The organism is Staphylococcus durrellii (assembly GCF_015594545.1).
Taxonomy (GTDB): Bacteria; Bacillota; Bacilli; order Staphylococcales; family Staphylococcaceae; genus Staphylococcus; species Staphylococcus durrellii.
The window spans coordinates 529,105-554,745 of sequence record NZ_JADIIO010000001.1 but is presented as its reverse complement, the minus strand read 5'-3'; the positions used below and the strand labels follow the sequence as shown (position 1 = coordinate 554,745).

The window sequence follows — 25,641 nt, the reverse complement described above, 5'->3', positions numbered from 1 at the left end:
TTTAAGTCGGTATATTAATTTGACTCATAATAACGCCTACAACAATGAGTACTATACCTATAATTATTTCTATCAATAATGCTGATTTATTTGTATATTGTTGGCTTAAAGCGCGTGCCGTTTGATAACCTCCAAGGCACATCATTAATATGACACCTATGATTTTGACAATGACTAATACCGACCATGTTTGTAAATGATTAACTATATTTAATATGCTTGATTCATCAATAACCATTAACACACCCGATACAACTATCATTAGCACAGCTAAACTATTAATTTTCAGTAAAAAGTTTTTAATGTATAGCATTTGTTCACCTTTATTATTCGTTGCTACACAGAATAAATAAACAAGTGCACCTAACCAAATAGCCATACCTAATAGATGAATTGTACGAATAATAATTGACCATAATGGTATTTGTTGTGCAAAAGCATGCCCTGACATACTTAACACGATCAAAATAACAAGTGCTATAGTGACGTACCAGCTCTCTAACATGTTTTTCAAACTAAATAATATAAGCAAGACAATTATGGCCAATAATGATAACAGTAATGGTACTTGAAGTAATGCTTCAGTATTTAAGGCAAGAATTTGACTACTTACATCGGAAGTCAGTGACATTAGGTAAACTAAACAAGTCATAAAAGTTACTCCGATAATCATCCAAATTGCCGAACGATATTTAGGAATCACATTAAATTCTGCTAATCCTTTGCGATTAGCCATTTTATTTACTAAAAATAAACCTATTAAAATTATGATGGATCCTTCAGCTAAAAATCGTAAAAAGCCAAACCAAAACGATGCTGTTTCAAAAAACGGTGGTGTTGTATCTACATTATTAGCTGTTTTCTTCCCTATAGAAAATTCAAACTGACTTCCTACCTCATGACCGTCTGCTGACATGGCATGCCATTTTACTTTATGAGTCCCTTTTTTTAATTTACTAATATCAAACTCTAAATTTTGGTTATGGCCCGACGAGTTGGGTTTTACTTTGTCGATTTTATTACCACTATCATCATAAATTATAATACTAGAGTATTTAGCATTCACAGGTTCATTAAACTGTAATGATATATGTTTAGGCTGAGATTTAACAACGCTATTTTCTTGAGGCGTAACTTTTTCAAGTGTTGCATGAGCAGATGCGCTTTGTGTCGAAAACACTATTACACACAATAGTGCTACAAAAATTACCACATATAACTTCGTATAAAAGTTATTATATAAAGACACTTTTGAGCCCCCATTCCCTTGTTGATTACATACAATTTAATAATATATAAGAACACTTTGATGGACAATACTTTTTAAAATTTGTCATGTTTTGGACATAAAAATTTTTTTGCAATTTTAAGCTTGATATAATTAAAAAAGAGACAAAATCCATATTTGGTTTTGTCTCTTTTTAAACAGTTTAATTTTTAGTACATACTGATACTTTTTCATTACCATTGGTTGTTACTATTCGGCTTCAGAAGATTCAATATCTACGATTTTATCAACTTTACGTTGAGATCCGCCTTCCCATGCCACATTCAAATAAGCTTCTACATTTTTCTTAGCTACTTCTACGCCGATAATTTGCGCACCCATAGTTAAAATCTGTGCATTGTTACTTAATTGTGCACGTTCTGCAGAATATACATCATGTGCCATAGCTGCTCTAATACCTTTAACTTTATTTGCAGCAATTGCAACGCCAATACCAGTGCCACAAATTAATATGCCACGTTCATTATTTCCTTGTTGAATACTTTTACCCACTTCTGCAGCAACATCAGGGTAATCTGTTTCTGCGCAATGGTGACAACCAAAGTCTTCAACTTCATGGCCCATATCTTCGACTTGTTTTTTTACGGCTTCTTTTAAATCATATCCATTGTGATCTGCACCTATAGCAATTTTCATTATCTACTTCCTCCTTATATTTATTACTTATTTATTATTCAGTAAAAGACTTAAATGTTTCTAACATTAAATATGCTGACATCGCTCCTGGGTCAACGTGCCCTTGAGAACGATAACCTAAACGTTTAGAACGTCCTTTATTTGAAACAATATCTTTTGTACTTTCCATTCCTTTTTTCGCATGTTCTAAAGCATTATCAAATGCCTCAGAGAAAGACAGACCTTTCGAGCGCTGTTCATCTAATGAACTGTAAAATGGTTCTAACGTATCTATCATTGTTTTGTCACCGATTTCTGCTTTACCTCTGTCTTTAATGCCTTTGCTAAATGAAATCCAAAAATCGAATAAATCATCATCATCTAGTTCAGTTTTGTTTTTTACAGCTACTGCAGCTTTAAGATAACCTGATGCATACAATGGCCCTACAGATGAACCAACCGCATCCAAGAAACTTTTACCAACTGCAACGCTAATTTTGGCAATATCATCTTGGTCTTGCAGTTCTTGTTCTACAGTTTCTTTAACTGCTTGGTAACCAATGTTCATCGTTACACCATGGTCACCGTCACCAATTTTTCTATCTAATTCACATAAATAATCTTTTTTTGTCGCGAACAATTCCGTTAAAGCTAAAATATAATCTTTATAAGCATTACTAGTTAATGTCATCATTCCACCTACACTTCTTTAAAATTAGGACAATCTACAGGATGCGCTAAGCAGGATTTCAATGTATCATCCAATTTCATCAATGTTACTGAGAAACCACCCATTTCCATTGATGTAATAAAATTACCTACGTAGGATTTGTAAGTAATAATATTTTTATCTTCTAATATTTCATTTACTTCTTTGTTAATAATATAAAGTTCCATTTGTGACGTAGCACCTAGGCCATTTACTAATACTGCTACTTCGTCACCACTTTCATATAGTCCTTCCTTCAGAATGTTTTTCATGATAACGTTAACTGTCTCTTTAGCCGTGCGAATAGTCGTTTTTTCAATTCCTGGTTCCCCGTGATGACCAAGCCCAATTTCCATTTCATTGTCTTCTAAATCGAAGCTTGGTTTACCAGTTTGAGGTAAATAACAAGGACTTAGTCCAATACCCATAGAACGAGTATTATCGTTAGCTAATTGTGCAATACGTTTTACTTCTGACAAATCATGACCAAAGTCTGCCGCTGCACCCGCAGCTTTAAATACTAATAATTCACCTGCGATACCACGTCTATCACTAATGTCTTTAGAAGATGCAACGTCATCATTGCCTATGACAACTTCTGTTTGGATATCGTCTTCTACTTCAGTCATTTCACTAGCCATTTCAAAATTCATTAAGTCACCAGCATAATTACCATAAATATACAATACGCCGCTACCTTGATCTATTTCTCTTGTAACTGCTTGAATTGGAATAGGTGAAGGTGAGGCAAAGATATTGCCTACCGCAACACCATCAGCCATACCTTTACCAACATAACCTAAAAATCCAGGCTCATGACCAGAACCGCCACCAATTAACACACTTACTTTTCTCTTTTCGTGTCTCTTAGTACCAATTAGTGCTCGTTGATGTAGCGATGAACGTCTAATATATTCTGGATAGGCTGCTAGATAACCTGTCATTAATTCATCAATTACGCTGTCTGGATTATTCATCATTTTCTTCATTTATTGCTCTCTCCTTTATTGAAGCTATATTCTATTATGATGTTTATGGTTCAAGTACTATTTTTAGTGACTTGTCCCCTTTTTTCATTAACTCGAATCCTTCTTCAAATTTTTCGAGAGGTAATTTATGTGTTACGACACCTTCTGTAGGGAAATCACCGTTTTGAATACCATTAATTACAAGAGGATAACAATAAGGTCCTAAATGACTGCCCATTAAATCTAATTCTTTACGGTCAGATATAATACTCCAATCGACTGTTACTGGATCTCCAAATACTGAGAATTCAACAAATCTACCTAATTTACGAATCGCACTTAAACCTTGCTCTACTGATTTAGGATGACCTGTCGCTTCAATATATGTGTCACATCCATAACCTTCCGTCATATCTTTAATCTCTTTAACAACATCAACTTTAGCTGGGTTCATTACAATATCTGCACCGAATTCTTTAGCTAATTCCAAACGATCGTCTTTCATGTCTAAGACGACTAAAGTTTCAGCACCAGCTTTTTTAGCTGCACCTACCATTCCTAAGCCTAATGTACCTGCCCCAGAAAGAACTACAAAATCACCTAATTTAATATTGGCACGTTGAACAGCATGCAAACTACATGCATATGGTTCAATTAATGCTGCTTTTTCAATGGGTAAATCTTCAGGAACTTTATAGTTAATAGCTTCTTTCGTAAATTTCATATATTCAGCCATGCCACCGTTAACGTTATTCTGGAAACCGTATAAATCATGTTTTTCACACATCCAATATTCTCCGCGATTACAGAATCTACAATTCCAACAAGGTACAATTTGTTCAGAAATAACTCTGTCTCCAATTTCATAGTCTGTTACTTCATCACCTTTATCTACTATACGTGCGATAAATTCATGACCGGGAATCATAGGCGCTTTAATGTATGACGGTTGTGTTTCATCTCCCCAGAAACTTGGCGCTCCACCGTATGCTTTGATGTCACCAGCACAAATACCACACGCTTCAACTTTAACGATAATCTCTTTGCCATTCTCAATTATTGGTGTTTCGACTGTTTCATATCTATAATCTTCAGGCGCATATGCTACTACCGCATTCATAGTGTCAGGATAATTTTTCTTTGTCATAATATACAACTCCCTTTCAAATTTAGGAAACGCTTTCATTTACAATTAATATTTTAATATATATTTTCGTTTTCTTCAAATATTTTTTCGTTTATTTTCATTTTAGTTTGTTTATATTTACATATTGAGTAATAATATAAAATGGATTAAGATAAAATTAAGGATGTGACACAGATGAAAATGTATGCAGATGAACGACGAGAAAATATTTATATCTATATAAAGTCTCATAAGAGAGCAACTGTAAAACAACTATCAAACTATTTAAGCGTAACTGAGGCAACAGTGAGAAGTGATCTACGTCGGTTAGAAAGTGAAAATAAATTAGTACGTACACACGGTGGAGCGAAAATAAATGAAGATATGGGATCCAAACTCAACTTTTCCTATCGTTTAACACAAAGACACGACGAGAAACATCATATTAGTCAACACGCTATAAATAAAATACAACCCCAACAGTGCATCATGATTGATGCAAGTTCAACTACATATGAGTTAGCAAAGTTACTTGCCGAATCGACAATGGAATTAACTATTATAACTAATGGGCTTGAGAATGCTGTTTTACTAAAAGAAAATCCACATTTAACCGTTCTTATCGTAGGTGGTTTTGTGTCAAAAGATTCAAATGCAATTACTGGTAATATTGATTCTCAAATTTTAGAAATGTATCATATTGATTATTTCTTCTTATCTGCTAATGGCTTAACGTTACAAAACGGCCTTACAGATTTTTCATTACCAGAGGTACAATTAAAAAAGCAAATGGTCCAACAAAGTGATAAGGTTGTGGCACTTATCGACCATAGTAAATTTGATGTTTCTTCAACATTATCTTTCGCTAAATTAAGTGACATTAATGAAATTATCACGAATAAACAACCTGACAGCAAATGGTTGTCTGATCTTCCTTTTCACATAACCATTGCTGATTAATATTTCGGCAAATAAAAAAGCTCAAAGCCTCTAAAATTATATAAGGCTTGAGCTTTTTATCTAGCTATTTAATTAAAGTGCTGTATAACCGCCATCAATTGTTACAATACTGCCAGTCACAAATGATGAAGCATCAGACGCTAGGTATAATGCAGCACCCTGTAGTTCTTCTGGTACGCCTGGTCTGCCCAGTGGTGTAAATTTCATCCACGTATCTATCATGTCTCCACCCTGTGCAAAATAATCTTTAGTTAATTCAGTTTTCATATAACCAGGTGCTATAGTATTCACTCTTATATTATGTTCCGCCCATTCATTAGCCAAACTCTTAGTGAACATAATTACCGCACCTTTAGAGGTATTATATGCCGCTTGTGGTTGAGGTGTATTGACGATAATGCCTGACATTGAAGACGTATTGACGATAGACCCTCTTTTTTGTTCGATCATTACTTCGCCCACCGCTTGAGATACTAATACCATACTGTTAATATTTACATCCATATTTTTAACCCATCTGTCATATGGCATATCTTCAAATTTGACGTGCTCATTAATTCCGGCATTATTAAATAAAATATCAATTCTACCAAATTCATTTTTTACATCTTCAACCATTTGATAAACATCGTCGACATTCGTTACATCTACTTTGCAGGCAATAGCCTTATTGCCTGTATCATTTGTAAACTCATCAGCAGTAGCTTGGGCTTGTTCCAAATTAATATCTGCTATAACTAAATGCGCACCAGCTTCTGCTAAACCTTTACCCATAGCTTTACCTAATCCAGAAGCACCTCCTGTAACGATAGCAACTTGATTATCTAATTTAAACTTATCTAAAATTGACATATTTATACCTCCAAAAATATTTATAAAATGATTGTAAGATAAATAATTCATACATTGCAATGGAAACGTTTTCTTCTTAATTTGAAATTGACGATATTTGAGTTTTAAATAGTTGTTTTATAAAAAAAGTACAAACCCATTATTAAGATTCGTACTTTTGTTTTTGCATTATTTAATGAAATATTATCATTATTAATACGCCTTTAAAACGTATGTGTATATATATGGAGTATAAGTGTGTTATTCATAACGCTTTAAATTTTAATTAAGTTGTTTCAGGTTCAAAGTTATTCACTTGGTTATAATCTGTATTTGCCAGATGATTATAATTGATCAGGCCTTCAGAGATATTTCTAGCATGGTATCCTATACGTTCTAATACTGAGATCATATCTAAATATAATATTGCGCCTTCAGGAGAACAGTCACCTGAACTTAATCGCTGAATATGTTGTTTTCTCAATTCATGCTCTAACCCATAAGAATCTTTACTACGCTCTACGATTTCTTCTTTTGTTAAGTCATCGTAAACGTTAAAGTTATTTATTGTTTTATTAAAAGAAATCGTGACATAATCATATAACTGATTAATACTATTTTGGGCTTCTGTAGAAATATGAATATTTTCTACGTATTGTTGTTCTTTTATTTTAAAATATTGCTGCGACAATGATGCTACTTTTAACATTGCCCTATTAACATCAAATAATACTGACATACGTTCAGCGTCTTTTGCTGATAATTTTTTTTCAGAAATTTTCGTTAAATATTGTCGAATATTATCATACATATTTTCTACTACAACTTGCTTTTGATCAATATCTTTTTTTAATTTATCATCATAATATTTTACATTTTCTAACATAGCATATGACATATGTCCCAAGTTTTGTATTTCATCCTGTGCTTCTTGAAGGGCAAAGCTTGGTGCTCTGTTGATTAAATTTTTGTCTAAACTACGTGGTTGAAATTTTTCATGTATATCATCACCAGGTATCACTTTAGTTACAATCCAAGCTAAAACAAATATAAACGGTAATTGAATTAATGTATTTGTCACATTGAAAGAGCCATGTGCAAATGCTATGACCATTTCCGGTTTTAAACTTAGTACCTTCTGAATCCATACTATAGCACTTTGGTATAGAGGTAATATTACAATAAAGATTGTCGCACCTATTAAGTTAAATAATACATGTACTAACGCGACACGTTTAGCTGCAATGGATCCTGCTAAACTAGCTAACACTGCTGTAATCGTCGTACCGATGTTATCACCTAACAATACTGGTAATGCTCCATGTAATGAAATTAAATCATTTGCATAAAATCCTTGCAAGATACCAATTGTGGCACTTGAGCTCTGAATTACTACTGTCAAAAACGTTCCTGCTAATAAGCCTAAAATAGGATTCGATGACATATCTAACATAATTTTATTAAAGCCATCTAAATTAGCTAAAGGTTTAACGGCTGAACTCATTAATTCGAGTCCATAAAATAAAGCACCGAAACCAAATAAAATCATACCTATATTTTTAACTTTTCTCTTATGAATAAAGAATATTAAGAACGCGCCAATGGCAAGTATAGGAAGTGCATAAGCACCAATATCAATACCTATTATAAATGCTGTAACCGTTGTACCTATGTTAGCTCCCATTATGACACCTATGGCTTGTCTCATAGTCATAAATCCTGCAGTAACTAGACCAATAGTAATTACCGTGGTACCAGAACTACTTTGAATTAAGATTGTAACGACCATACCGGCAATAACACCCATTACAGGATTGCTCGTAACTCGATTTAAAATACTTCTCAGTCTATCGCCCGCTGAAGCTTGTAGACCATCGCCCATTTGCTTAATTCCATATAGAAATATTCCAAGTCCTCCGATAAAGGTAAATAGAATTTCCATTGCAAAAGAATTCATTGCCCCACCTCTTTAAAGTATTTGTTAACTACTTAAATTATATCTAACTTTTGTAAAGCTAATGTTAAGATAACATAAAGATTGTGTAGCATATAGCTCAATTATTCTGTAATAATATTACAAAAAAGCTCTGATATAGAGAAAATCATTCTACATCAAAGCTTAATTAATTATTATGATGGAATTTCTGTTGTTTTGTCACTATGTTTTCTCACTATAGTAGCTAAAAGTGAAGAAATTAATCCAAAAATCATAAAACCAACAAACATCCACATTGTGCTATTCATTGTTATAGGTTGGTGCATGTAAATTAATTCTCTTAGTGAGTTAGCATAATGTGTAAATGGATTCCAGTCGACAATATAATCTTGATAAAATTTAGGCAATAACTGTTTTGGTAATGTTACTAATTGCATACTAAAGAACATCGCGATAAAGAAGATAGGTATTGATTTCATTCCTAACCAAGTCATAACACCAATGATTAACCCCATAAAACTTAATATCGCAATTGATACATAAAATGCAATTTTATTAATGTCGTTAAAGTCAAATCCTTGGATACCTGACATAAAGTAAACGTATCCAAATCCACCAACAAAAGCAGTTACAATTGCACCTACACATTGTATTAATGTAGCTGATACACGTTGCACAATTGATATATTTTTACTAGATCTAAATGCATAGAATAATAAAATTGAACCAACAATTGAACTTATCCAAACTGGCATAAACATTAAGAATGGTGCATTACCACTAGCTTGATGGTCTTTTACTTCGTTAACTTTTTTATTATTAACTTTAACCGGATTAGTAATACCATTGATATCATTTGCGCTAACTTTGATATTTTGTTTTTCTAAGGTACCTATACTTTGTTTAGTAATTTGTTTATTGATATTACTTCCAATGCCTTTTAGTACATTTGAAGCAATTTGAGACGCTTGCATATTCGCGCCACCATTAGCTAATGTTTTAAGATGTGCTTGTTTAACAGTTACATCATTTTTAGGCGCAGCCTGTTGTAATTTTTTAGCTTGTTCGGGAGGAATGTCTCCAGAGTTAATTTTGTCTTTCATTTCGGCTTTTTTGCTATCCATTACAATTTTTTGCGTTTTACTCATCGCATTTTTTGAGAAATCTTTTTCTAAAACTGCAGCACCAAAATATTTTTGTTTATCTAAACCTTTTTGTGCTTCTTTTTCACTATCTACTTCAACCCATTTAATAGATTTAGAATCACTGTCTTTAAATTTGTCTACTAAATTTCCACCAATATCTACGTTTTTACCTTGAATAGAAGTACCCTTATCATGATTTACAATCGCAATAGGTATAGATTTAGGTTTAGGGTTATAAGCTGGAGAAAATGCAATTGAAAAGATTGCTAATATAATTACGATTACTATTGGTGAAATCCATAGTAATTTACTTTTTAAAATATTCATAGTTTTTTACCTCCTTGTTTGCAATAACATTTTTGAACATCATGTTGAATATCTATCACGTTGTTTATTATAATAGTTTTAACAACATAGACAATAATCAATGTTATTCATAATGTCTATAAATCAACAATATGATATAAATTGTTCAATAAGTGGAGGTAATCTTATGGAAGACCGTAGAATTAAAAAATCTAAACAAGCTATTAAACATGCCTTTATTTCTTTATTACAAGAAAAAGAACTCGATAAAATTACAATAAAAGATATTACAACTTTGGCTGATATAAATAGAGGGACGTTTTATTTACACTACGTAGATAAGTACGAGTTGCTATCTTCGATGGAAGATGAATATATTAAAAATCTATCCGAGAAATTACATTTTGATTATTTTTATATTCAATATACGAACACTGAAGACTTTGCTAAAGCGTTTACGACGAATATATTAAAAAATATTATGTCATATATTGCTAATAATATCGATTTCTATAAAGTGATATTAAATCTAGAGCGCAAAAGCCAAATAGAAAGCAAAATTAGTCAATTGATGTTTAATAATATGCAAACCCTTATTACTAGTTCAAATCAAATTGAGGGTATTCCATTAGACTATTTTCATAGCTATGTTTCAGGTGCCACAATTTCGTTTATAAAACATTGGGTTCAAGATGACAATAGAATGAGTGTAGACGATTTGGCCGATATTTTATTCAAAATAATATTCAATGGCCCACTTAGATTATTGGCTAACCAGCAATATGACCAACATTAATTACAAAATTTGTTGTAACATACTAAGTTATTAGCTAATATAAAAAAGTATTAAGTTTGAAAGGGGGCATTAGAAAATGATTAAAGCTTACAAGCACAATCAAAATCAAAAGGTTATTGAGTGTATTGCAGATACAACAGCTTCTTGGATAAATATAATAGAACCCGATAGGGATGAGATAGAAAAAATAATAACTCAATATAATATTCCCGAAGATTTTATCAAGGACCCACTCGATAGTGAAGAAAGTGCACGTATAGAATATGATGATGAAACAGGCTATTCTTTAATTATTATCGATTTGCCTGTCGTCAATAAAACAAATAATAACGTCCTCTCCTTTATAACAATTCCATTGGGTATTATTATTGGCAATAAAAGAATAGTTACAATATGTAATGAAGAAAATGAGTTTTTAGAGAATTTTACGCGTCAGCGCATTAACTTAAAGTTCCACAGTCGGTTTGCATTAAATATTTTATTAACGATTGCCAATCACTATAACAGAAACTTAAGGTTATTAAACAAGACGAGATTACGCATTGAACGTAATTTAAAAAACAATGTGAGTAATAAACAGCTTTATAATTTAATGGAAGTTGAAAAGAGTTTAGTTTATTTTTTAGCGGCACTCAAAGGCAACGACAATATAATTAAAAAACTATTCAGGCTACCTGCAATTAAAAGATTTGAAGAAGATGAAGAATTACTTGAAGATTTAGTTATTGAAAATAAACAAGCTGTCGAAACAACAGAACTATATACTAAAATATTAGAAAGTATTACGACTTCATATGCCTCTTTATTATCAAATGAACTGAACAACACGATGAAAACTTTAACTTTATTTACAGTCTTCCTAACATTACCAACTCTAGTATTTAGTTTCTTTGGTATGAATGTACCATTGCCAATTAATAGTCATAGTTATATTTCATGGATTGTCGTTATTATTATTTCGCTCATATTAGTATCACTTGTTGGTGCATTTTTATGGCGTAAACAAAAATTATAATTTTATACTGCTTTTAAAAATAAAACAGCTATACTACCGTAATGCACGCATTATCGTAGTATAGCTGTTTTATCAATTTTAACTTGATTATAATATGTTTGGATACGGCTAATAAAGTAATCTTTTAATCGCTCTCTATTTACTTCCGAATCTTCACTATTATTAACATGAATTTGCCATGCTCTAGCAGGACAAGCCGTCTCAAAAAATTCTCTATGCAATCTAACAGTATCTCTATTTACAGGCAAATTTTGTTCTTTTAATATTTTAGCCGCAATTTTAAAACTCGCTTCTTCAATTTCTTCAAATTGTCTATCAGATAAGACTCCGTTAATCTTTGACTGGCACCTTTCAATACCTACATAATGTTCATTAGCAAATTGATTGCCACAATGCCATTCAATATAATCTATCGGATGAAACCAATAGCATGTGTCCTTATCAATATATATGCTAGCCCATCCTTTATATAAACAACCCTCTCGTGCTCTATCTTTAAGCCAATCTATATAATCTTTTGCCGCCATATTTTCTGCATCATCATGTAAGACGATGCCTAAAATTTGTGTTCTTTTTTCAGTGATTTTTGACTTATCTCTAAAGTAATCAGAATATATGTGTTCCATCTATACTCACCTTATTTATGATTTTCTATGTGCTTAACTTATTTTAACAAGTCATAACTTTGCTATTAACCTTTGTAAATTAAAAATTTGTAGTAAAAATTATTTACATTAACTGTTGTATAATCAAAGGTATTAGACAAACAACACCTTTTTTAGGAGTTGATATAATGTACTGTTCAATTCGTTACTATGAAAGTTACGAGACCAATACACAACGCTGTATTAATCATCTTATTTTATATTTTTCGCTAAGCAATAATTTAACAGTGTTATTAAATGGTAAGAAGGTCAATATAAATGATAGCGTAGTCATTATTAACCATTGCGATTTATATAAAGTGATTTCAGGTGACAAAATCATTGCCATCATCATACCTATGTTTTACTTGTCACACAATCACAAGAGTTTATTTATCAGCCATTACGACTATAAAAAGCTTAGTTCAATCTCCACCTTTAAGTTGTTCATCTTTCAATTTATATATGATTATATTTATCAAAATAACATTAATACACCTTATTTTTATAGCTTATTACATATACTAAATAAAGAAGCACGTGTTACTCATAGCAAAATTTACAAGCCTATTATTAGTAGTAACAGTAAACCACTAAACGATATTACGACTTATATTAACAACCATAGTCAAAACGTACTCACTACAAATGACTTGGGACAGCATTTATTTTTTTCTCCTAGTTATATATCTATACTATTTATTAGACACTTAGATATTTATTATAAAAACTATATTATAAGTTTGAAAATTACATTATCAATTCCAGAATTATTATTAACCAATAGTTCTATAACTTCTATTGCCCACTGTTTTGGTTTTAATAGTTATTATAACTATTTAACTAATTTCAAAAAACATTTAAATACTACACCTATAGTCTTCAAACGACAATATTATCATTTTTGTACATGTCTTAAAGTTAATATTAAAATATCTTCGAATTATCTTATAAATTATCTAATTCAATTCCTAAATAAATAATGAAATATGAACAAATACGACAATTTTGTTAAATCATACATATTTTGACGATTTAATTTTGTATTAATCTATATTATTATTATAATGAGGTTATATTCATAATACATGAGTTAAAGGAGCCAAGAGATAATATGAATAAAAAAGTATTTAGTATCGGCTTAATCGCAGTAATGTTAATCGTCAGTATCGTATTAGTTATTATCATGTTAAATACAGGAGAAAAAGAAACTTATTATGGTTACATGAAAGACAAACATACTGCCGAAAAAGTTGTTAATGAGAAGGATCATAAGGTAGAAAAAGATGTTAAAATCCCTTCAAAAGATGGTTTCTCACCTAAAAAAGGCGATTTTGTTAAATTAGTTAAGTCAAAAGGTTCTGACAAATATACTTCTATGAAAATCGTTAAACACGACGATATTCCACACGGTCTAATGATGAAAATACATGACATGGGTAATATGCAAATGTAATGGTCATAATATCACAAGAGGAACAAATCAATAATTGATTTGTTCCTCTTTGTTTATATAGATTTATAATATTCTTGGCCTTTTTCTTTATTGTACACGCCTTCCCATTTAGAAATAACGATTGTTGATAAAGAGTTACCCATTACGTTAACTGCAGTTCTAACCATATCAAGTAATCTATCGATACCGATAATTAATGCTAGACCTTGTGCCGGTAAGCCCATTGCGCCTAACGTAGTTACAAGAACAACGATAGATACGCCTGGAACACCTGCCATACCTTTTGATGCTATCATTAACGTTACCATTAACATAATTTGTTGACCTAAAGACATGTCAATACCATACATTTGTGCTACGAAAAGTGCCGCTATTGATTGATACAATGCAGAACCATCTAAGTTAAATGTGTAACCTATTGGTACTACAAATGATGTAATATCTCTTGGTGCACCAAAGTTTTCCATTTTCTTCATAATGATTGGAAGCACTGACTCTGAACTTGACGTTGAAAATGCTAATATCAATTCGTTCTTTAATATTTTCATTATGTGGAAAATATTAATGCCACATATTTTAGCAACGATACCTAGCACGACCACTACAAAGAATACCATTGCGCCGATAACGACTAGTAATAATTTTAAAAGTGGCAATAATGCAGAAGCGCCGAAGGTCATAACTGTTGTACTAATAAATGCGAAAACACCAATTGGTGCTAATTTAAGTATTTTATTAATCATCCAAAATACTGCTTCTAAAACTCCACCTAAAACGTTTCTTACCGGTTCTGCTTTGTTACCAATTGCTGATAAAGCAATACCGAAGAATGCGGCGAAGAATATAATTGGTAATAAATCACCTTTATTTAATGCCTCAAAAAAGTTTGTTGGCACAATATTTACAAGTGTATCGATAAAGTGATTGCCATATGTAGAATGTTCAGCTGCTTTTGCTGATGATTCATATGATGAGATGTCACCTTTTGGTAATTTATGGGGGTCTAGTCCAGAACCCGGTTTAAAGATATTCGCAAAGATCATTCCCAATGCGATTGCTATTGTTGTAATTAACTCAAAATATACAATTGTTTTAAGACCATAACGTCCAACTGTTTTTGATTCACCAACATTAGAAATAGATAACGTTAGCGCACAGAATACGACTGGTATAACAATCATTTTAATTAAATTTAAAAACACATCTCCAAATGGTTTAATGTAATTTACCCATTCATCGTGTCCATATAATAGTAAACCAACAATAATACCAAGTACTAGAGCGATAATTACCTGAGTTGGCAAACTAATTTTTTTCAAATATGCCATGTTGACACTCCCCTTCTTCTGACATTTCTAAATTATATCAAATAAATTAAAAAAAGAATATATAACTTTCAACGAAAATGTAACTTATTACATTAATTAAATATTTATGCACTTAAAAATTATAAATAAGTAACATCATTAATATTTTGCAAAATTAAGTATAATAAATCCTAATTATTAATTTAAATGCGTATATTTCAATATAATTTTATATTTTATATGTTCACTAATTATATAACGCTACTTTTTTAAGTTATTTTCATAAATGAGTAACATGATGTGTAAGCGTTTACTTAATAATATTTTATATTCTTTCTATTACAATAAATAAAGTCATGGAAATAAAATATTTCCATGACTTTATTACTTTAAGCTATTTACTTGTTAGGTTTATAATCTTGATCGAACTTACGATATTTCGCATCTTTAACTCTTTTTTTCGTTTCATCATCAAAACCTTGTACAACTATACCTTTAAATGTACTTATTGGTTGTACGTCATAAGTTAAATGTGGATCTGTTTTAAATTTAACCTCTTTATAATATAGTCCTTTTTTACCACTATATTTCGTTTTTTCAGATTGAACCTTATCAGTTAAATGGTGTTCAGCGATATATTTATCTACTAGTTCAAGGTTTTTATGACCTTGATAAGTTCTCATTCCAAAAAAGAAGACAACGGCCAAGATAAATGAAATAACTAATATTCCTAGTATTTTGAAAAACGTCTTCATTGTGAATCTCCTTTAACCCAGTTAGTTTATACGTATCTTATTTATTATGACTTAAATATATTTAATTATAAAGAGTTAAACAAACTTTGTAACAAAATGTTCTTAATATCTTCATATTAATAAACTTCATACATAAAAAATCGTATTGATTACAATTTGTATTGACATTATGCCTTTATAATATTATTGTTAGATTGCAAAAGGAGCGATAAATTAGATGGATAAAGATAGTTATTTAGAACGTCAGTTGTGTTTTTTATTTTATGTTTCTTCTAAAGAAATAATAAAAAGGTATACTTCATATTTAAAAGAGTATGATTTAACATACACAGGATATATCGTATTACTTGCAATAGAACCAGATGAAAAGATTAATATTAAATCATTGGGGCAACGCGTTTTCCTTGATTCTGGTACATTAACGCCTTTACTAAAAAAACTTGAAAAGAAAGACTATGTTAAGCGTATGCGTGAACAAAGCGATGAACGTAACCTACAAGTCTCACTTACTACCGAAGGTAAAGATGTTCGCGAACAATTACTTGATGTATCAAAAAAAGTATTTAATGAATTCGATATGGATATTGAAGAGTCTAAAGAGTTAAAAGCAACGCTACAAAATTTTGTAAATAAAAATTTCGACTCAAATTTATAATATTTGACGATGTATTTCATATATAAACCGCATTTTTAGCATATAAGTTTAAGCTTCCATAGTTTATTCATCTAAAATTCATGCTAATGGATGTGGTTTATTTTGCTTTTTTGCAATTACCTTTTACAATATAAGTAGTCTATCTTTTAGACTACTTTAAAGGAGCTGATCATTTTGGCATTTGAAAAAAGATCTTTCAATAGTAATTTATTCGACGTTGATCCTGGTGAATTTTTTAAAGATGTTGGTCGACAAATTTATGACCAATCCCCTTTCAAAAAGGATATCAAAACAGATATCATAGAATATAACGATCATTATGTAGTCGCATCTGAAATAGCTGGTTTTAATAAAGCTGACATCCAATTAAAATTCGATAATGACACATTAACGATTCAAGCTAAACAATCAGAGTCGAATATTACAGATGAAGGTAAAATTATTCATAAAGAACGCGCTACGAACGATTTATATCGGCAATTTACATTTAAAAATATAATACAAGAACAAATTTCAGCAAAATTTGATAATGGCGTATTATATGTGACATTACCAAAAGAGCAAGACGCTACTGTTAATGTTGCAAGTAACATTGAGATTAACTAACGTAAAAAACCCTTTCGCAGTACTTACTTTTTAAGTGTATTGCAAAGGGTTTCTTTTATTAAAACGGCGGTTTTTCTAATACTTCTTCGTCGAAACGTTCAGGTATTAAAACTTTTCTCATGATAACGCCTAAGTCACCATCATCACTCTCATGTTCATCATAAATTTCGTAACCCCGTTTTTCGTAAATACTTAATAACCATGGGTGTTTTCTAGCAGAAGTGCCTAATGTTACAGCGGGAGCTTTTAAAGTATCTCTTAAAAATGTTTCTTCAACATATGTGAGTAATTTACTTCCTAAACCTTGACCGTCGTATTCAGGTTTTGTAGCAAACCACCATACAAAAGGATATATAGAAATTCTGCGTTTACCTTGCCATGGGTAACGAACAGTAATGGTAGAAATGATTTCATCATCATTTTCCAATACAAATGTTGTACTTTCTATTAAATTTCTTTTAACTGATTCGATATCGGCATTAACAGAAGGCCAATCGATGCCGAGATCTCTTAGCGGTGTAAATGCTTCATACATTAATTTTTGTAGTTCTTTAGCATCTTTTTGTTCAGCTATACGTATATTATGTGCAGTCATTCAAAAAATCTCCCTTCATTCATTTGTCTACAAGACGTGCCTTATACACTGATCTTTATATTTTAATCAGGTTCAATAACAATAAAATATATTACATGTTCCATGGTTAGCTAACAAATAAAATGACTTAAACAAAGTGAAATTATCTACTCAAGCCGACTTCCATGATTTATTATTTCAAACTATCACGGTGGCCATTTAAGTAAGCATAAAGTAATCCTACGAAAACGCCTCCCCCTATAAAGTTGCCTATAAATGCAAATACGATATTTTTCAAAACATCTAACCAAGCAACTGCATCAAAATTATAAAACAGCATACCTGCATATAATCCTGCATTAAATACAACATGCTCGTACCCCATAAACACGAAAACAATTACGCCGCATGCGATAAAGAATGCTTTAGTTAACCCTTCTTTAAATTGCAATGATATGTATATGCCTATATTAATAAAGAAATTACAGAAAATAGCTTTCACTAAAATTGCATACCATGTAGATTCTATTGTTTTTGAATCTACTAACGTGGTTAAAGCTTTAATCGTGTCAGGCGTCATAATGTGCGTAAACTTCATTAAAGCAAATAAAATAATCCCACCAATAATATTGAAAATAAAGCAAACGCTAAAAATGGCAACTACTTTATTCATTTTTAAAGCTTTATAATACCAACCGACAGTTAAATACATAAAATTACTCGTTAATAACTCAGAATTTGTTAATACAATTAATACTAACGCTAAACTAAATGCAATAGCACCTATCAAGTTAACAACACCTTCAAGTGCTCCAGAAAATTGTATCTTTATGGCTAGCATAAATACGGTAACTATTGCTAGCAAAAATCCAGACATTATGGATTTTAGAGCGTATCTCGACGGTGTTTGGTCATACATAACTTCCTTCATTTGCGCCTGGCTAACGATACCCTCGATCGTCTCCCGAGACGTATAAGTTTCTTTAACCGATTTATTGTTTTCTAACATTATCCCCACTCACCCCTAATATCTAATTTCTTACATAATATAATAAATATTTATAACTTCATACAATAAGAGGCGAAAAAATTTGTAAAATAATGCTCCACCAAGTAAACTTTACTTGTATTTTAAATAAACACAAGTAACATTTTAAGGATGACCATATTAATGAACTCACAATTTTCAATAGCTGTACATATACTTAGTCTACTAACACTTGAAAAAGAACCAGTATCTAGTCAATACATTGCATCTAGTGTCAATAGCAACCCGAGTTTAGTACGTAAAATTTGTCGTTACTTAAAAGAAGGACAATTTATAACAAGTACTCAAGGTGTTACGGGTTACAGTTTAACTAAATCAGCAAGCCACATATTATTAGGTGAGGTTTTTCGCTATACCACGGACATTGATAGCCACTTTGTTAAAATTCACGAAGATACAAATACACATTGCCCCGTAGGAAAAAATATCACACCCGCTTTAAACGATATTTATACCGAGGTGGATACCTCAATTATTAGTAAATTAAATACATACACAATTGAGGACGTAATTAATCGCTTTGAATAGATAAAAACACACGACTCAAGTTGCTATATTATAGTTTGAGTCGTGTGTTTTTTATGAAGATAGTAACTGTTCTAAATTATCAAATGTGCTATGCATACCTTGTTCTACGCCCATGTCTATTAAACGTTGGGCTGATGCAGCATCAGGTAATTCTGAAGTAGCAATTACTTTTACATACCCTTCGCCTTCATCCTCTATTTGAATTATGTTGTGCATACCAGCCATCGATTTATTAATTTCACCTTTTGCATTAGCAAAAAAGTCATTGTAATCAATATAATAAGGTTCTGTAACCTTATTATATTGCGTAACTGTATAACTCGTTCCTTGTGGTGTATGAATTGCAAAGAACGCTTTGCCACCTTCACGTACATTAAATTTAAAAACTTCTGTAGTTGCACCTTTAGGATGGAACCATTGTGCAAATAATGATTTATCTGTATAGGCTTTGTATACAGCTTTTGTAGTTGCCTTAAATACTCTTGTAAAAATTATTTTATTATTATTAACTTCTAAACCCATTTAAGTATCTCCTTGGTTCATAATGACATAGGATGTAACTTTTTTTATTTTAGCATCTTTTTTATGACTATCAAATTCCACAAAATCAGCGAAATATACTTTACTTCCGTCGCTCATCTCTTGATAACCGTTTATCGCTCCAGTTTTGCCGTGACTAATATTATAAGTTATTGTCAACGACTCTATCGGTGAAGCATGCTCAATTAGTTCTGTGAAAAATTTTTCTTTATCGTTAATCGTAAATGCACCTGGTACAGTCCAAACAAAATCGTTACAAATAATATCGTTTAGTAAGTTATTATTAAGTGATGCTGTCGCAATTAAAAAGTCTAACATTATACGGCGTTTGGGTGCATTATCACATTTAAGGTCCCCTAATAGTTTAAATGGCAATTGTCGTTCTTGCTGATTCGCAAAAGTTAATTTATGTGCTTCTAAATTATCCTCTAATATTTTTATAGCTTTAGGTCCCACTCCATGAAATGATGCTAATGTTTGTTTATCATACATAGCAACATCTTCCAAGGTAACAATATCATTATTCATTAATGTATTGATTGCTGATTTCCCTATTTTAGGTAACGCTGTACTCATGAAATCCCCTCCCATTTTTAAATTGTTTGTCTCAATGATTATCCTATTTCAATTATAGATAAAAAAAGGGAGTGGAACAAAAATCATAATGATTCTTAGTTCCACTCTCACGAAGTGTCTAGTAAATATTAAATAAATACTTTAATCATATTTAGTATGGTCCAACCACCTAACATTTGTTAAAAGGCTGCTCAATATAGACACACAGTACAGCTTATTAATATTATTTATTAATCTTCTAAGGCAAATTCTAAGCTAACTTGGAAATTAACTTCTTTGCCTAACAACATGCCACCTGTTTCAAGCGCTTGATTAAATGTAATTCCATATTTTTCACGATTAATTTTACCATCAACTACAAATCCAGCGGTATCAGAACCATTCATAGGGTTTTTACTAATGCCAAGTAATTTAGCATCAAAAGTTTCTTCATGTGTTTCGCCTTTTATTGTCACGTCACCAGTTACTGATTTATCAGTTACTGATTTAATATTAAATTGAATTTCTGGATAGTTCTCTACATCAAAAAAATCACTACCTTGTAAATGTTGATCGCGGTCTTCTATGCCAGTATTAACTGAACTAGCTTTGATCACAACATTACCTTTAATAGAATTTAAATCATTAATATCACCTGATAAATTAGCTTCAAAATCTGTAAAACGACCTTTAATGTTAGAGATCGCTAAGTGTTTAATAGAGAATTCTACTGATGAATGTGCTATATCAAAATTAAATTGTGTCATTATGTCATTCCTCCAAATATCTTTAATATATTTATTATACCAAATACAATTAATATATCAATAGTAAAGTTCTACTTTTTATATTTACCACTAATTATCAATACGCAATCAAAAAAACCTCAAATACAAGGATTAACCTTACAATTTGAGGTGATTTCTTTAATTATTAACTTGTGATGTAGTAATTTAAGAGCTTTGCAATGCCTTTTCTAAACTCTCAATATTTTTTTTCATGATTGATTGATAAGTTATATCTTTTTCCTTTAATTGTTTAGAAGATAAACTTTCCATATTATTAAATTTTACAGGTTTAGCCTCCGTTTCTTTACGGACAGTGTCTGTAACTTTTGTTGAAACGTTGTCTTCCAATAAAATATATTTAACTTTATGAGATTTAATATCTTGAACGATCTTAGTAAGATCTTTTTGAGAAGGATCTTCAGCATTCATATTTTGTACGCCTTTTTGTTTAAAGCCATATCTCTTAGCTAAATAGCCTATTGAATCATGAGAAATATAAGCTACGTGATTTTGTTTATCCTTTGTAATAGCAGTTAGTTTTTCATCTATTTTAGTTAAATCTTCAGCTAATTTTTTATAATTTTGCTCATATTCTTTTTTATGTTTAGGGTCTTGGGCGATGAGTTTGTCTTTAATATTTTTACTGAATTGCTTGTCCAACACTGGATCTAGCCATATGTGAGGATCGTATTTACCATGGTGATGTTCTTCTCCATCATGTTCATGATCGTGTTCATCTTCATCATGCTCAGTAATTAAATCACTTTGCTTCAAATGGCTTTGTAAAGATAATTTTTTATCTTTATCTTTAATTGTACTAGCAACTTTTTTAGCTACCGGATCTAAGTCTTTACCCGTATATACAAAAAAGTCAGCTTTAGAAGCTTTTAAAATATCTTTTTGTGTCGGTTCATAGTTATGTAAATCTGTTCCTGCAGGGTATATTGATTTCACTTCAACATGTTTCCCACCTATTTGTTCTACAAATGAAGTTAATGGATAAACTGTAGTATAAACTTTAACCTTTTTATTTTCTTTATCATCGCTACTATTACTACAAGCAGCAACTGCAACACCAATCATTAAAACTAACAGCGTCAATAATGTTATTTTTTTCATGAAATTCTCCTTAAATAGTAATGTTTACGATTTAAAATTATAACTGTTTTATTAACAAAACACAACACTCTATTCGTAACAATTTCGATTTAATCATATAAATTGCTTAACTGAGCTTTTATTAGCAAAGTTAAGCAATGTTGCTCTTTATGGATTAGATTTTTTCAATTTTTTATCAATCAATTTTTTATAGTTACTATACTTATATGGATCTTCTACTTTATCGCCACCAATATAAACTGTTGGGGCCGTTTTAATTTTATTTTTCTTATAAAGTTTTTGATCCTTTTTAGCCGCTTCCCATGACTTACTATTGCGTGTTTTATAATCTTTTTTAATTTTCTCTTTAGTTGAATCATCTAGTGATAATCGATCAATTTGCTTGTCCACTTTAGCAGTTGTAATCCATTCTTTTTCATTGTTCGGTTGTTGTTCAAACATAAGTTGTTGATAATGAAAATATTGTGCTGGTGCATAATTTTGAACTGCATGCCCTGCACGTGAACCAATGATTGAATCTTTTCCTAAAAATGCCATATTTACAAATCGATAATCAACTTTACCAGTTTTAATGTATTGTTGTTGTAATTTAGGTAATACCTTGCTATCTACTTTTTTACAATATGGGCATTTGAAATCACCATAAATAATTAGTTTAACCTTGCCATCTTTAGTGTATTTATCACCTTTGTGTGCTTGTTGCTGATTTGTACAAGCTGATAACACAATACATATAAAGCCTATTACTGCAAACATCCATATTTTTTTCATGTGTCCTCCGAAATAATGAATGACCTAATTTTTGTTCATATTCTCTTCTTTATAGTCTGCTTTATGTTGTTGAACATAGCCTTTAGAATTGAAGTTTTCAATTAATTTAGCCTTATTATTGTTAAATTTATATGTGTAATAATGTGCTTCTGCATCACCTTTTAACGGTTTATATGCAAGTGTAACGTACTTACCTTTTTTATATACATATATGTTGGAATCTTTTTTATCAAATTTCTTTTTTACGTCACCTTTTTGACCTTTTGCTAAATTCGTTTGATATTTCTCTTGAGCTTTGACGGCTTTGTCTATTTTATCGGCATACTTGCCACTACTACACCCTGCCAATACAACAGCTATAGCAACCAATCCAACTAATAACTTTTTCATTTTAATCTCTCCCACATACTTTTGCTAAAAATAAATTCACTTTATAGCTGACCTTAAAATTAAATATATCAATATTTCTATCAAATTATAGCATATTACTTTTCGATTATAACGCTGTAAACTTAATTTATAAGCTAGTTTTTATTTTTATAATTATGGATTTAAGTTACTAAATTAATATGAAAATGAAGGGCAATTGCTTTGCACAATTAAACCCTTCAATCATAAACATATTTACTTTATTTGATTAATCTAATGCTAATAGCAAGCACACCATAATTCAATTCATCTCTTTGAGTATATATATTATATAGTGAGGCAAGATTTTGTGATAACTGAGTATCGTCAGCTGCACCGATTTCTTCGTTGGTATATTGTTTTAACAAAGCTTGAAATGAAGGGAACTCAACCGTTTCTTTTACTTTAACTTTAATTGTTTTATTTTCATCTTCTAAATGCTTAAAAATAATAATGTCATTTGCACGCACTTGTTGTCTTTTTTCGTCATGTAATCTTATTTCAATTGTTTTGGTGCCATCTTTAATCTTTTGATATGGTTCATTTTTTAACTTCATATGATGCTCCATCAAATTCCTCCAAAGTTAATTTTTTGCTAGCTTATCCTTTTTCTGCTACTTGTTTACGTTTGCTTTTTAACATGAATACACATAATAAGCTAATAACTGATATTGAAACAGCAAACCAAAATGCACCATGATAACCACTAAGTAATGCATCATGCTGTATTTTAATACCCATTTCTTTTTGATTCATTCCTTTATAATCACTCATGTCTGGTTTAAATGCTTTGGCAACTTGGCTCATAATTGTGATTAATGCTGCAGTACCGATTGAAGCAGAAATTTGTTGAACAGTATTTGTCATCGATGAACCGTGCGCATTCATTTCACGAGTTAGCTGATTCATTGTATGTGTCATTAATGGCATTAATCCTAATGCAATACCGATCATTCGTACTGCGTAAATAGTAGCTAATAAACCACTTGACGTTTCGCCACTCATGACTACAAAAAAGCTAGTCGTTATTACAACTATAAACATACCAATGACACCAAGGATTTTAGCACCAAATTTTTCATATAAAAAGCCTGATATTATGGACATAATAGCCATAACGATTGCACCAGGTAATAAGATTAATCCTGATTGTAAAGCTGATTCCTTCATAATATTCTGTACAAACATTGGTAATATCGTTTCTGAACCAATCATAGATATCATAGTGAAGGCCATGATAATAATGCCTACTGCAAATTCTTTATTTTTAAATACTCTAAAATCTAATAAAGGCATAGGTAATTTTGTTTGTCTAATAATAAATAAAGCAACTAACACTACACCACCGATTACTGTAGTTAAAACAACTGGGTCGCTCCAACCATCACGTGAAATTGAACTTGTGCCATACAATAATCCACCAAAACCAAGAATGGATAATGTTACAGACAACATATCAATTGGTGTTTTTCGATTCGTACCTACGTTTTTCACAAATTTTAATGCTGCAATAAACGTTAAAGCCGCGATGGGTGCAACTACATGGAATAACGATCTCCACTCAAAATACTCTACTAAATAACCTGATAAAGTAGGTCCTATTGCAGGTGCTAAACCAATCACTAAGCCAAAAGTCCCCATATATTTACCACGTTCGTGTGGTTCAAATATATCTAATATTGTAGTCATCATTAAAGGCATCATAATACCAGAACCTAAAGCCTGTACAATTCTGCCTATTAAAAGAACAGTAAAGTTAGGGCTAAAGCCTGCAATGATAGTACCAATAAAGAATATTACTATTGCACTCATAAATACTTGTCTTGTTGTATAACGTTGAATGATCATTGCTGATAACGGAATTACTATACCATTCATTAATAAAAATGCCGTAGTCAACCACTGCACTTGCGTGTATTCTATATTAAAGTCTCTCATAATGCTAGGTAACGCTGTTGTAAGTAGAGTTTCATTTAATAAACCAAAGAAACCACCAAACAACATAGTTATAACCATGAATAATTTATTTTTATGTGACATGTTACCTCCTAGTGCCGTTTTTTGTAGTTTATACTATTTCAATTTTTTGACTGCAACGTAACATTATACATAATTTTTATTTTTTTAGAAATAAAAACATTTTAACTTACAAAAATTTTTATAACTCCAATACAAATCGTAATCTTTCCTAT

The 25,641-nt window shown here is 31.0% G+C and carries 27 protein-coding genes and 1 pseudogene; 7 read left to right on the top strand and 21 right to left on the bottom strand.

What is annotated here, in order from left to right:
- Position 1 precedes the first annotated feature (1 nt).
- The 5 genes from ISP02_RS02450 to ISP02_RS02430 all read right to left on the bottom strand — a co-directional run bounded on the left by ISP02_RS02450 (position 2) and on the right by ISP02_RS02430 (position 4,727).
- On the bottom strand, positions 2-1,249 hold the full coding sequence (locus ISP02_RS02450) for a copper resistance CopC/CopD family protein (RefSeq protein WP_195720090.1): 1,248 nt from the start codon (positions 1,247-1,249) through the stop codon (positions 2-4).
- A 228-nt stretch (positions 1,250-1,477) separates the two neighbouring features.
- Positions 1,478-1,924 (bottom strand): ribose 5-phosphate isomerase B, encoded by a 447-nt coding sequence (gene rpiB / locus ISP02_RS02445; protein WP_195720089.1) that lies wholly within the window; start codon positions 1,922-1,924, stop codon positions 1,478-1,480.
- Between the two features lie 34 nt (positions 1,925-1,958).
- Positions 1,959-2,594 (bottom strand): dihydroxyacetone kinase subunit DhaL, encoded by a 636-nt coding sequence (dhaL, locus tag ISP02_RS02440; protein ID WP_195721808.1) that lies wholly within the window; start codon positions 2,592-2,594, stop codon positions 1,959-1,961.
- Positions 2,595-2,602: 8 nt separating this feature from the next.
- Positions 2,603-3,601: a dihydroxyacetone kinase subunit DhaK gene (locus tag ISP02_RS02435; protein WP_195720088.1), complete on the bottom strand. Its 999-nt coding sequence runs from the start codon at positions 3,599-3,601 to the stop codon at positions 2,603-2,605.
- A gap of 43 nt (positions 3,602-3,644) precedes the next feature.
- Complete coding sequence (locus ISP02_RS02430; RefSeq protein ID WP_195720087.1) at positions 3,645-4,727, bottom strand: MDR/zinc-dependent alcohol dehydrogenase-like family protein; 1,083 nt, start codon at positions 4,725-4,727, stop codon at positions 3,645-3,647.
- Positions 4,728-4,901: 174 nt separating this feature from the next.
- Here ISP02_RS02430 and ISP02_RS02425 point away from each other — a divergent pair, with 174 nt between their 5' ends.
- Positions 4,902-5,666, top strand: coding sequence for a DeoR/GlpR family DNA-binding transcription regulator (locus ISP02_RS02425; RefSeq protein WP_195720086.1), 765 nt, complete (start codon positions 4,902-4,904; stop codon positions 5,664-5,666).
- Between the two features lie 72 nt (positions 5,667-5,738).
- Here ISP02_RS02425 and ISP02_RS02420 read toward each other — a convergent pair whose 3' ends face one another.
- From ISP02_RS02420 to ISP02_RS02410, 3 genes are all read right to left on the bottom strand, one after another.
- Positions 5,739-6,518, bottom strand: coding sequence for an SDR family NAD(P)-dependent oxidoreductase (locus tag ISP02_RS02420; protein ID WP_195720085.1), 780 nt, complete (start codon positions 6,516-6,518; stop codon positions 5,739-5,741).
- Positions 6,519-6,783: 265 nt separating this feature from the next.
- On the bottom strand, positions 6,784-8,454 hold the full coding sequence (locus tag ISP02_RS02415) for a Na/Pi cotransporter family protein (protein ID WP_195720084.1): 1,671 nt from the start codon (positions 8,452-8,454) through the stop codon (positions 6,784-6,786).
- Positions 8,455-8,627: 173 nt separating this feature from the next.
- Positions 8,628-9,905 carry a YhgE/Pip domain-containing protein gene (locus ISP02_RS02410; RefSeq protein ID WP_195720083.1) on the bottom strand — a complete coding sequence of 426 codons (1,278 nt, stop codon included), beginning with the start codon at positions 9,903-9,905 and terminating at the stop codon, positions 8,628-8,630.
- A gap of 166 nt (positions 9,906-10,071) precedes the next feature.
- Between ISP02_RS02410 and ISP02_RS02405 the strand changes: the two genes are divergently transcribed.
- Entirely contained in the window at positions 10,072-10,680 is a 609-nt protein-coding gene (locus ISP02_RS02405) for a TetR/AcrR family transcriptional regulator (protein ID WP_235980488.1), read from the top strand.
- Between the two features lie 76 nt (positions 10,681-10,756).
- Complete coding sequence (locus tag ISP02_RS02400) at positions 10,757-11,695, top strand: magnesium transporter CorA family protein (RefSeq protein ID WP_195720081.1); 939 nt, start codon at positions 10,757-10,759, stop codon at positions 11,693-11,695.
- Positions 11,696-11,745: 50 nt separating this feature from the next.
- Here the strand turns inward: ISP02_RS02400 and ISP02_RS02395 are convergent, their stop codons facing one another.
- Entirely contained in the window at positions 11,746-12,321 is a 576-nt protein-coding gene (locus tag ISP02_RS02395; RefSeq protein WP_195720080.1) for a peptidoglycan recognition protein family protein, read from the bottom strand.
- Between the two features lie 1,132 nt (positions 12,322-13,453).
- On the opposite strand from ISP02_RS02395, the gene ISP02_RS02385 reads away from it, so the two are divergent.
- Positions 13,454-13,795, top strand: a complete 342-nt coding sequence (locus ISP02_RS02385; protein ID WP_195720078.1) for a DUF4889 domain-containing protein — start codon at positions 13,454-13,456, stop codon at positions 13,793-13,795.
- Between the two features lie 53 nt (positions 13,796-13,848).
- On the opposite strand, the gene ISP02_RS02380 is transcribed toward ISP02_RS02385, so the two are convergent.
- The gene (locus tag ISP02_RS02380) at positions 13,849-15,123 is read right to left on the bottom strand and encodes a cation:dicarboxylate symporter family transporter (protein ID WP_195720077.1); all 1,275 of its coding nucleotides are present in this window, start codon (positions 15,121-15,123) and stop codon (positions 13,849-13,851) included.
- A gap of 377 nt (positions 15,124-15,500) precedes the next feature.
- Positions 15,501-15,857, bottom strand: coding sequence for a DUF3139 domain-containing protein (locus ISP02_RS02375; protein ID WP_195720076.1), 357 nt, complete (start codon positions 15,855-15,857; stop codon positions 15,501-15,503).
- Between the two features lie 217 nt (positions 15,858-16,074).
- On the opposite strand from ISP02_RS02375, the gene ISP02_RS02370 reads away from it, so the two are divergent.
- Together ISP02_RS02370 and ISP02_RS02365 are read left to right on the top strand one after the other, a co-directional pair.
- On the top strand, positions 16,075-16,512 hold the full coding sequence (locus ISP02_RS02370; protein WP_195720075.1) for a MarR family winged helix-turn-helix transcriptional regulator: 438 nt from the start codon (positions 16,075-16,077) through the stop codon (positions 16,510-16,512).
- Positions 16,513-16,686: 174 nt separating this feature from the next.
- Positions 16,687-17,118 (top strand): Hsp20 family protein, encoded by a 432-nt coding sequence (locus ISP02_RS02365; protein ID WP_195720074.1) that lies wholly within the window; start codon positions 16,687-16,689, stop codon positions 17,116-17,118.
- 58 nt (positions 17,119-17,176) lie between these two features.
- Here ISP02_RS02365 and ISP02_RS02360 read toward each other — a convergent pair whose 3' ends face one another.
- Both ISP02_RS02360 and ISP02_RS02355 read right to left on the bottom strand, forming a co-directional pair.
- Positions 17,177-17,713 carry a GNAT family N-acetyltransferase gene (locus ISP02_RS02360; RefSeq protein WP_195720073.1) on the bottom strand — a complete coding sequence of 179 codons (537 nt, stop codon included), beginning with the start codon at positions 17,711-17,713 and terminating at the stop codon, positions 17,177-17,179.
- A 172-nt stretch (positions 17,714-17,885) separates the two neighbouring features.
- Positions 17,886-18,701 carry a formate/nitrite transporter family protein gene (locus ISP02_RS02355; protein WP_195720072.1) on the bottom strand — a complete coding sequence of 272 codons (816 nt, stop codon included), beginning with the start codon at positions 18,699-18,701 and terminating at the stop codon, positions 17,886-17,888.
- 162 nt (positions 18,702-18,863) lie between these two features.
- Here ISP02_RS02355 and ISP02_RS02350 point away from each other — a divergent pair, with 162 nt between their 5' ends.
- Positions 18,864-19,268, top strand: a complete 405-nt coding sequence (locus tag ISP02_RS02350; RefSeq protein WP_195720071.1) for an Rrf2 family transcriptional regulator — start codon at positions 18,864-18,866, stop codon at positions 19,266-19,268.
- Positions 19,269-19,319: 51 nt separating this feature from the next.
- Here the strand turns inward: ISP02_RS02350 and ISP02_RS02345 are convergent, their stop codons facing one another.
- The 8 genes and pseudogenes from ISP02_RS02345 to ISP02_RS02310 form a co-directional block, all read right to left on the bottom strand.
- Positions 19,320-19,790: an SRPBCC family protein gene (locus tag ISP02_RS02345; RefSeq protein WP_195720070.1), complete on the bottom strand. Its 471-nt coding sequence runs from the start codon at positions 19,788-19,790 to the stop codon at positions 19,320-19,322.
- Entirely contained in the window at positions 19,791-20,384 is a 594-nt protein-coding gene (locus tag ISP02_RS02340; protein WP_195720069.1) for a helix-hairpin-helix domain-containing protein, read from the bottom strand. It lies immediately after the preceding gene.
- Positions 20,385-20,614: 230 nt separating this feature from the next.
- Positions 20,615-21,130: a YceI family protein gene (locus ISP02_RS02335; RefSeq protein ID WP_195720068.1), complete on the bottom strand. Its 516-nt coding sequence runs from the start codon at positions 21,128-21,130 to the stop codon at positions 20,615-20,617.
- A gap of 192 nt (positions 21,131-21,322) precedes the next feature.
- Positions 21,323-22,270 (bottom strand): annotated as a pseudogene (locus ISP02_RS02330) (metal ABC transporter solute-binding protein, Zn/Mn family); the annotation flags it as partial.
- Positions 22,271-22,417: 147 nt separating this feature from the next.
- A complete protein-coding gene (locus ISP02_RS02325; protein ID WP_195720066.1) occupies positions 22,418-23,041 on the bottom strand; it encodes a DsbA family protein in 624 nt (207 codons plus the stop codon).
- A gap of 24 nt (positions 23,042-23,065) precedes the next feature.
- Complete coding sequence (locus ISP02_RS02320; protein ID WP_195720065.1) at positions 23,066-23,431, bottom strand: cystatin-like fold lipoprotein; 366 nt, start codon at positions 23,429-23,431, stop codon at positions 23,066-23,068.
- 239 nt (positions 23,432-23,670) lie between these two features.
- Positions 23,671-24,018, bottom strand: coding sequence for an ASCH domain-containing protein (locus ISP02_RS02315; protein WP_195720064.1), 348 nt, complete (start codon positions 24,016-24,018; stop codon positions 23,671-23,673).
- Positions 24,019-24,049: 31 nt separating this feature from the next.
- On the bottom strand, positions 24,050-25,489 hold the full coding sequence (locus ISP02_RS02310) for an MDR family MFS transporter (protein ID WP_195720063.1): 1,440 nt from the start codon (positions 25,487-25,489) through the stop codon (positions 24,050-24,052).
- Between the last annotated feature and the right edge of the window lie 152 nt (positions 25,490-25,641).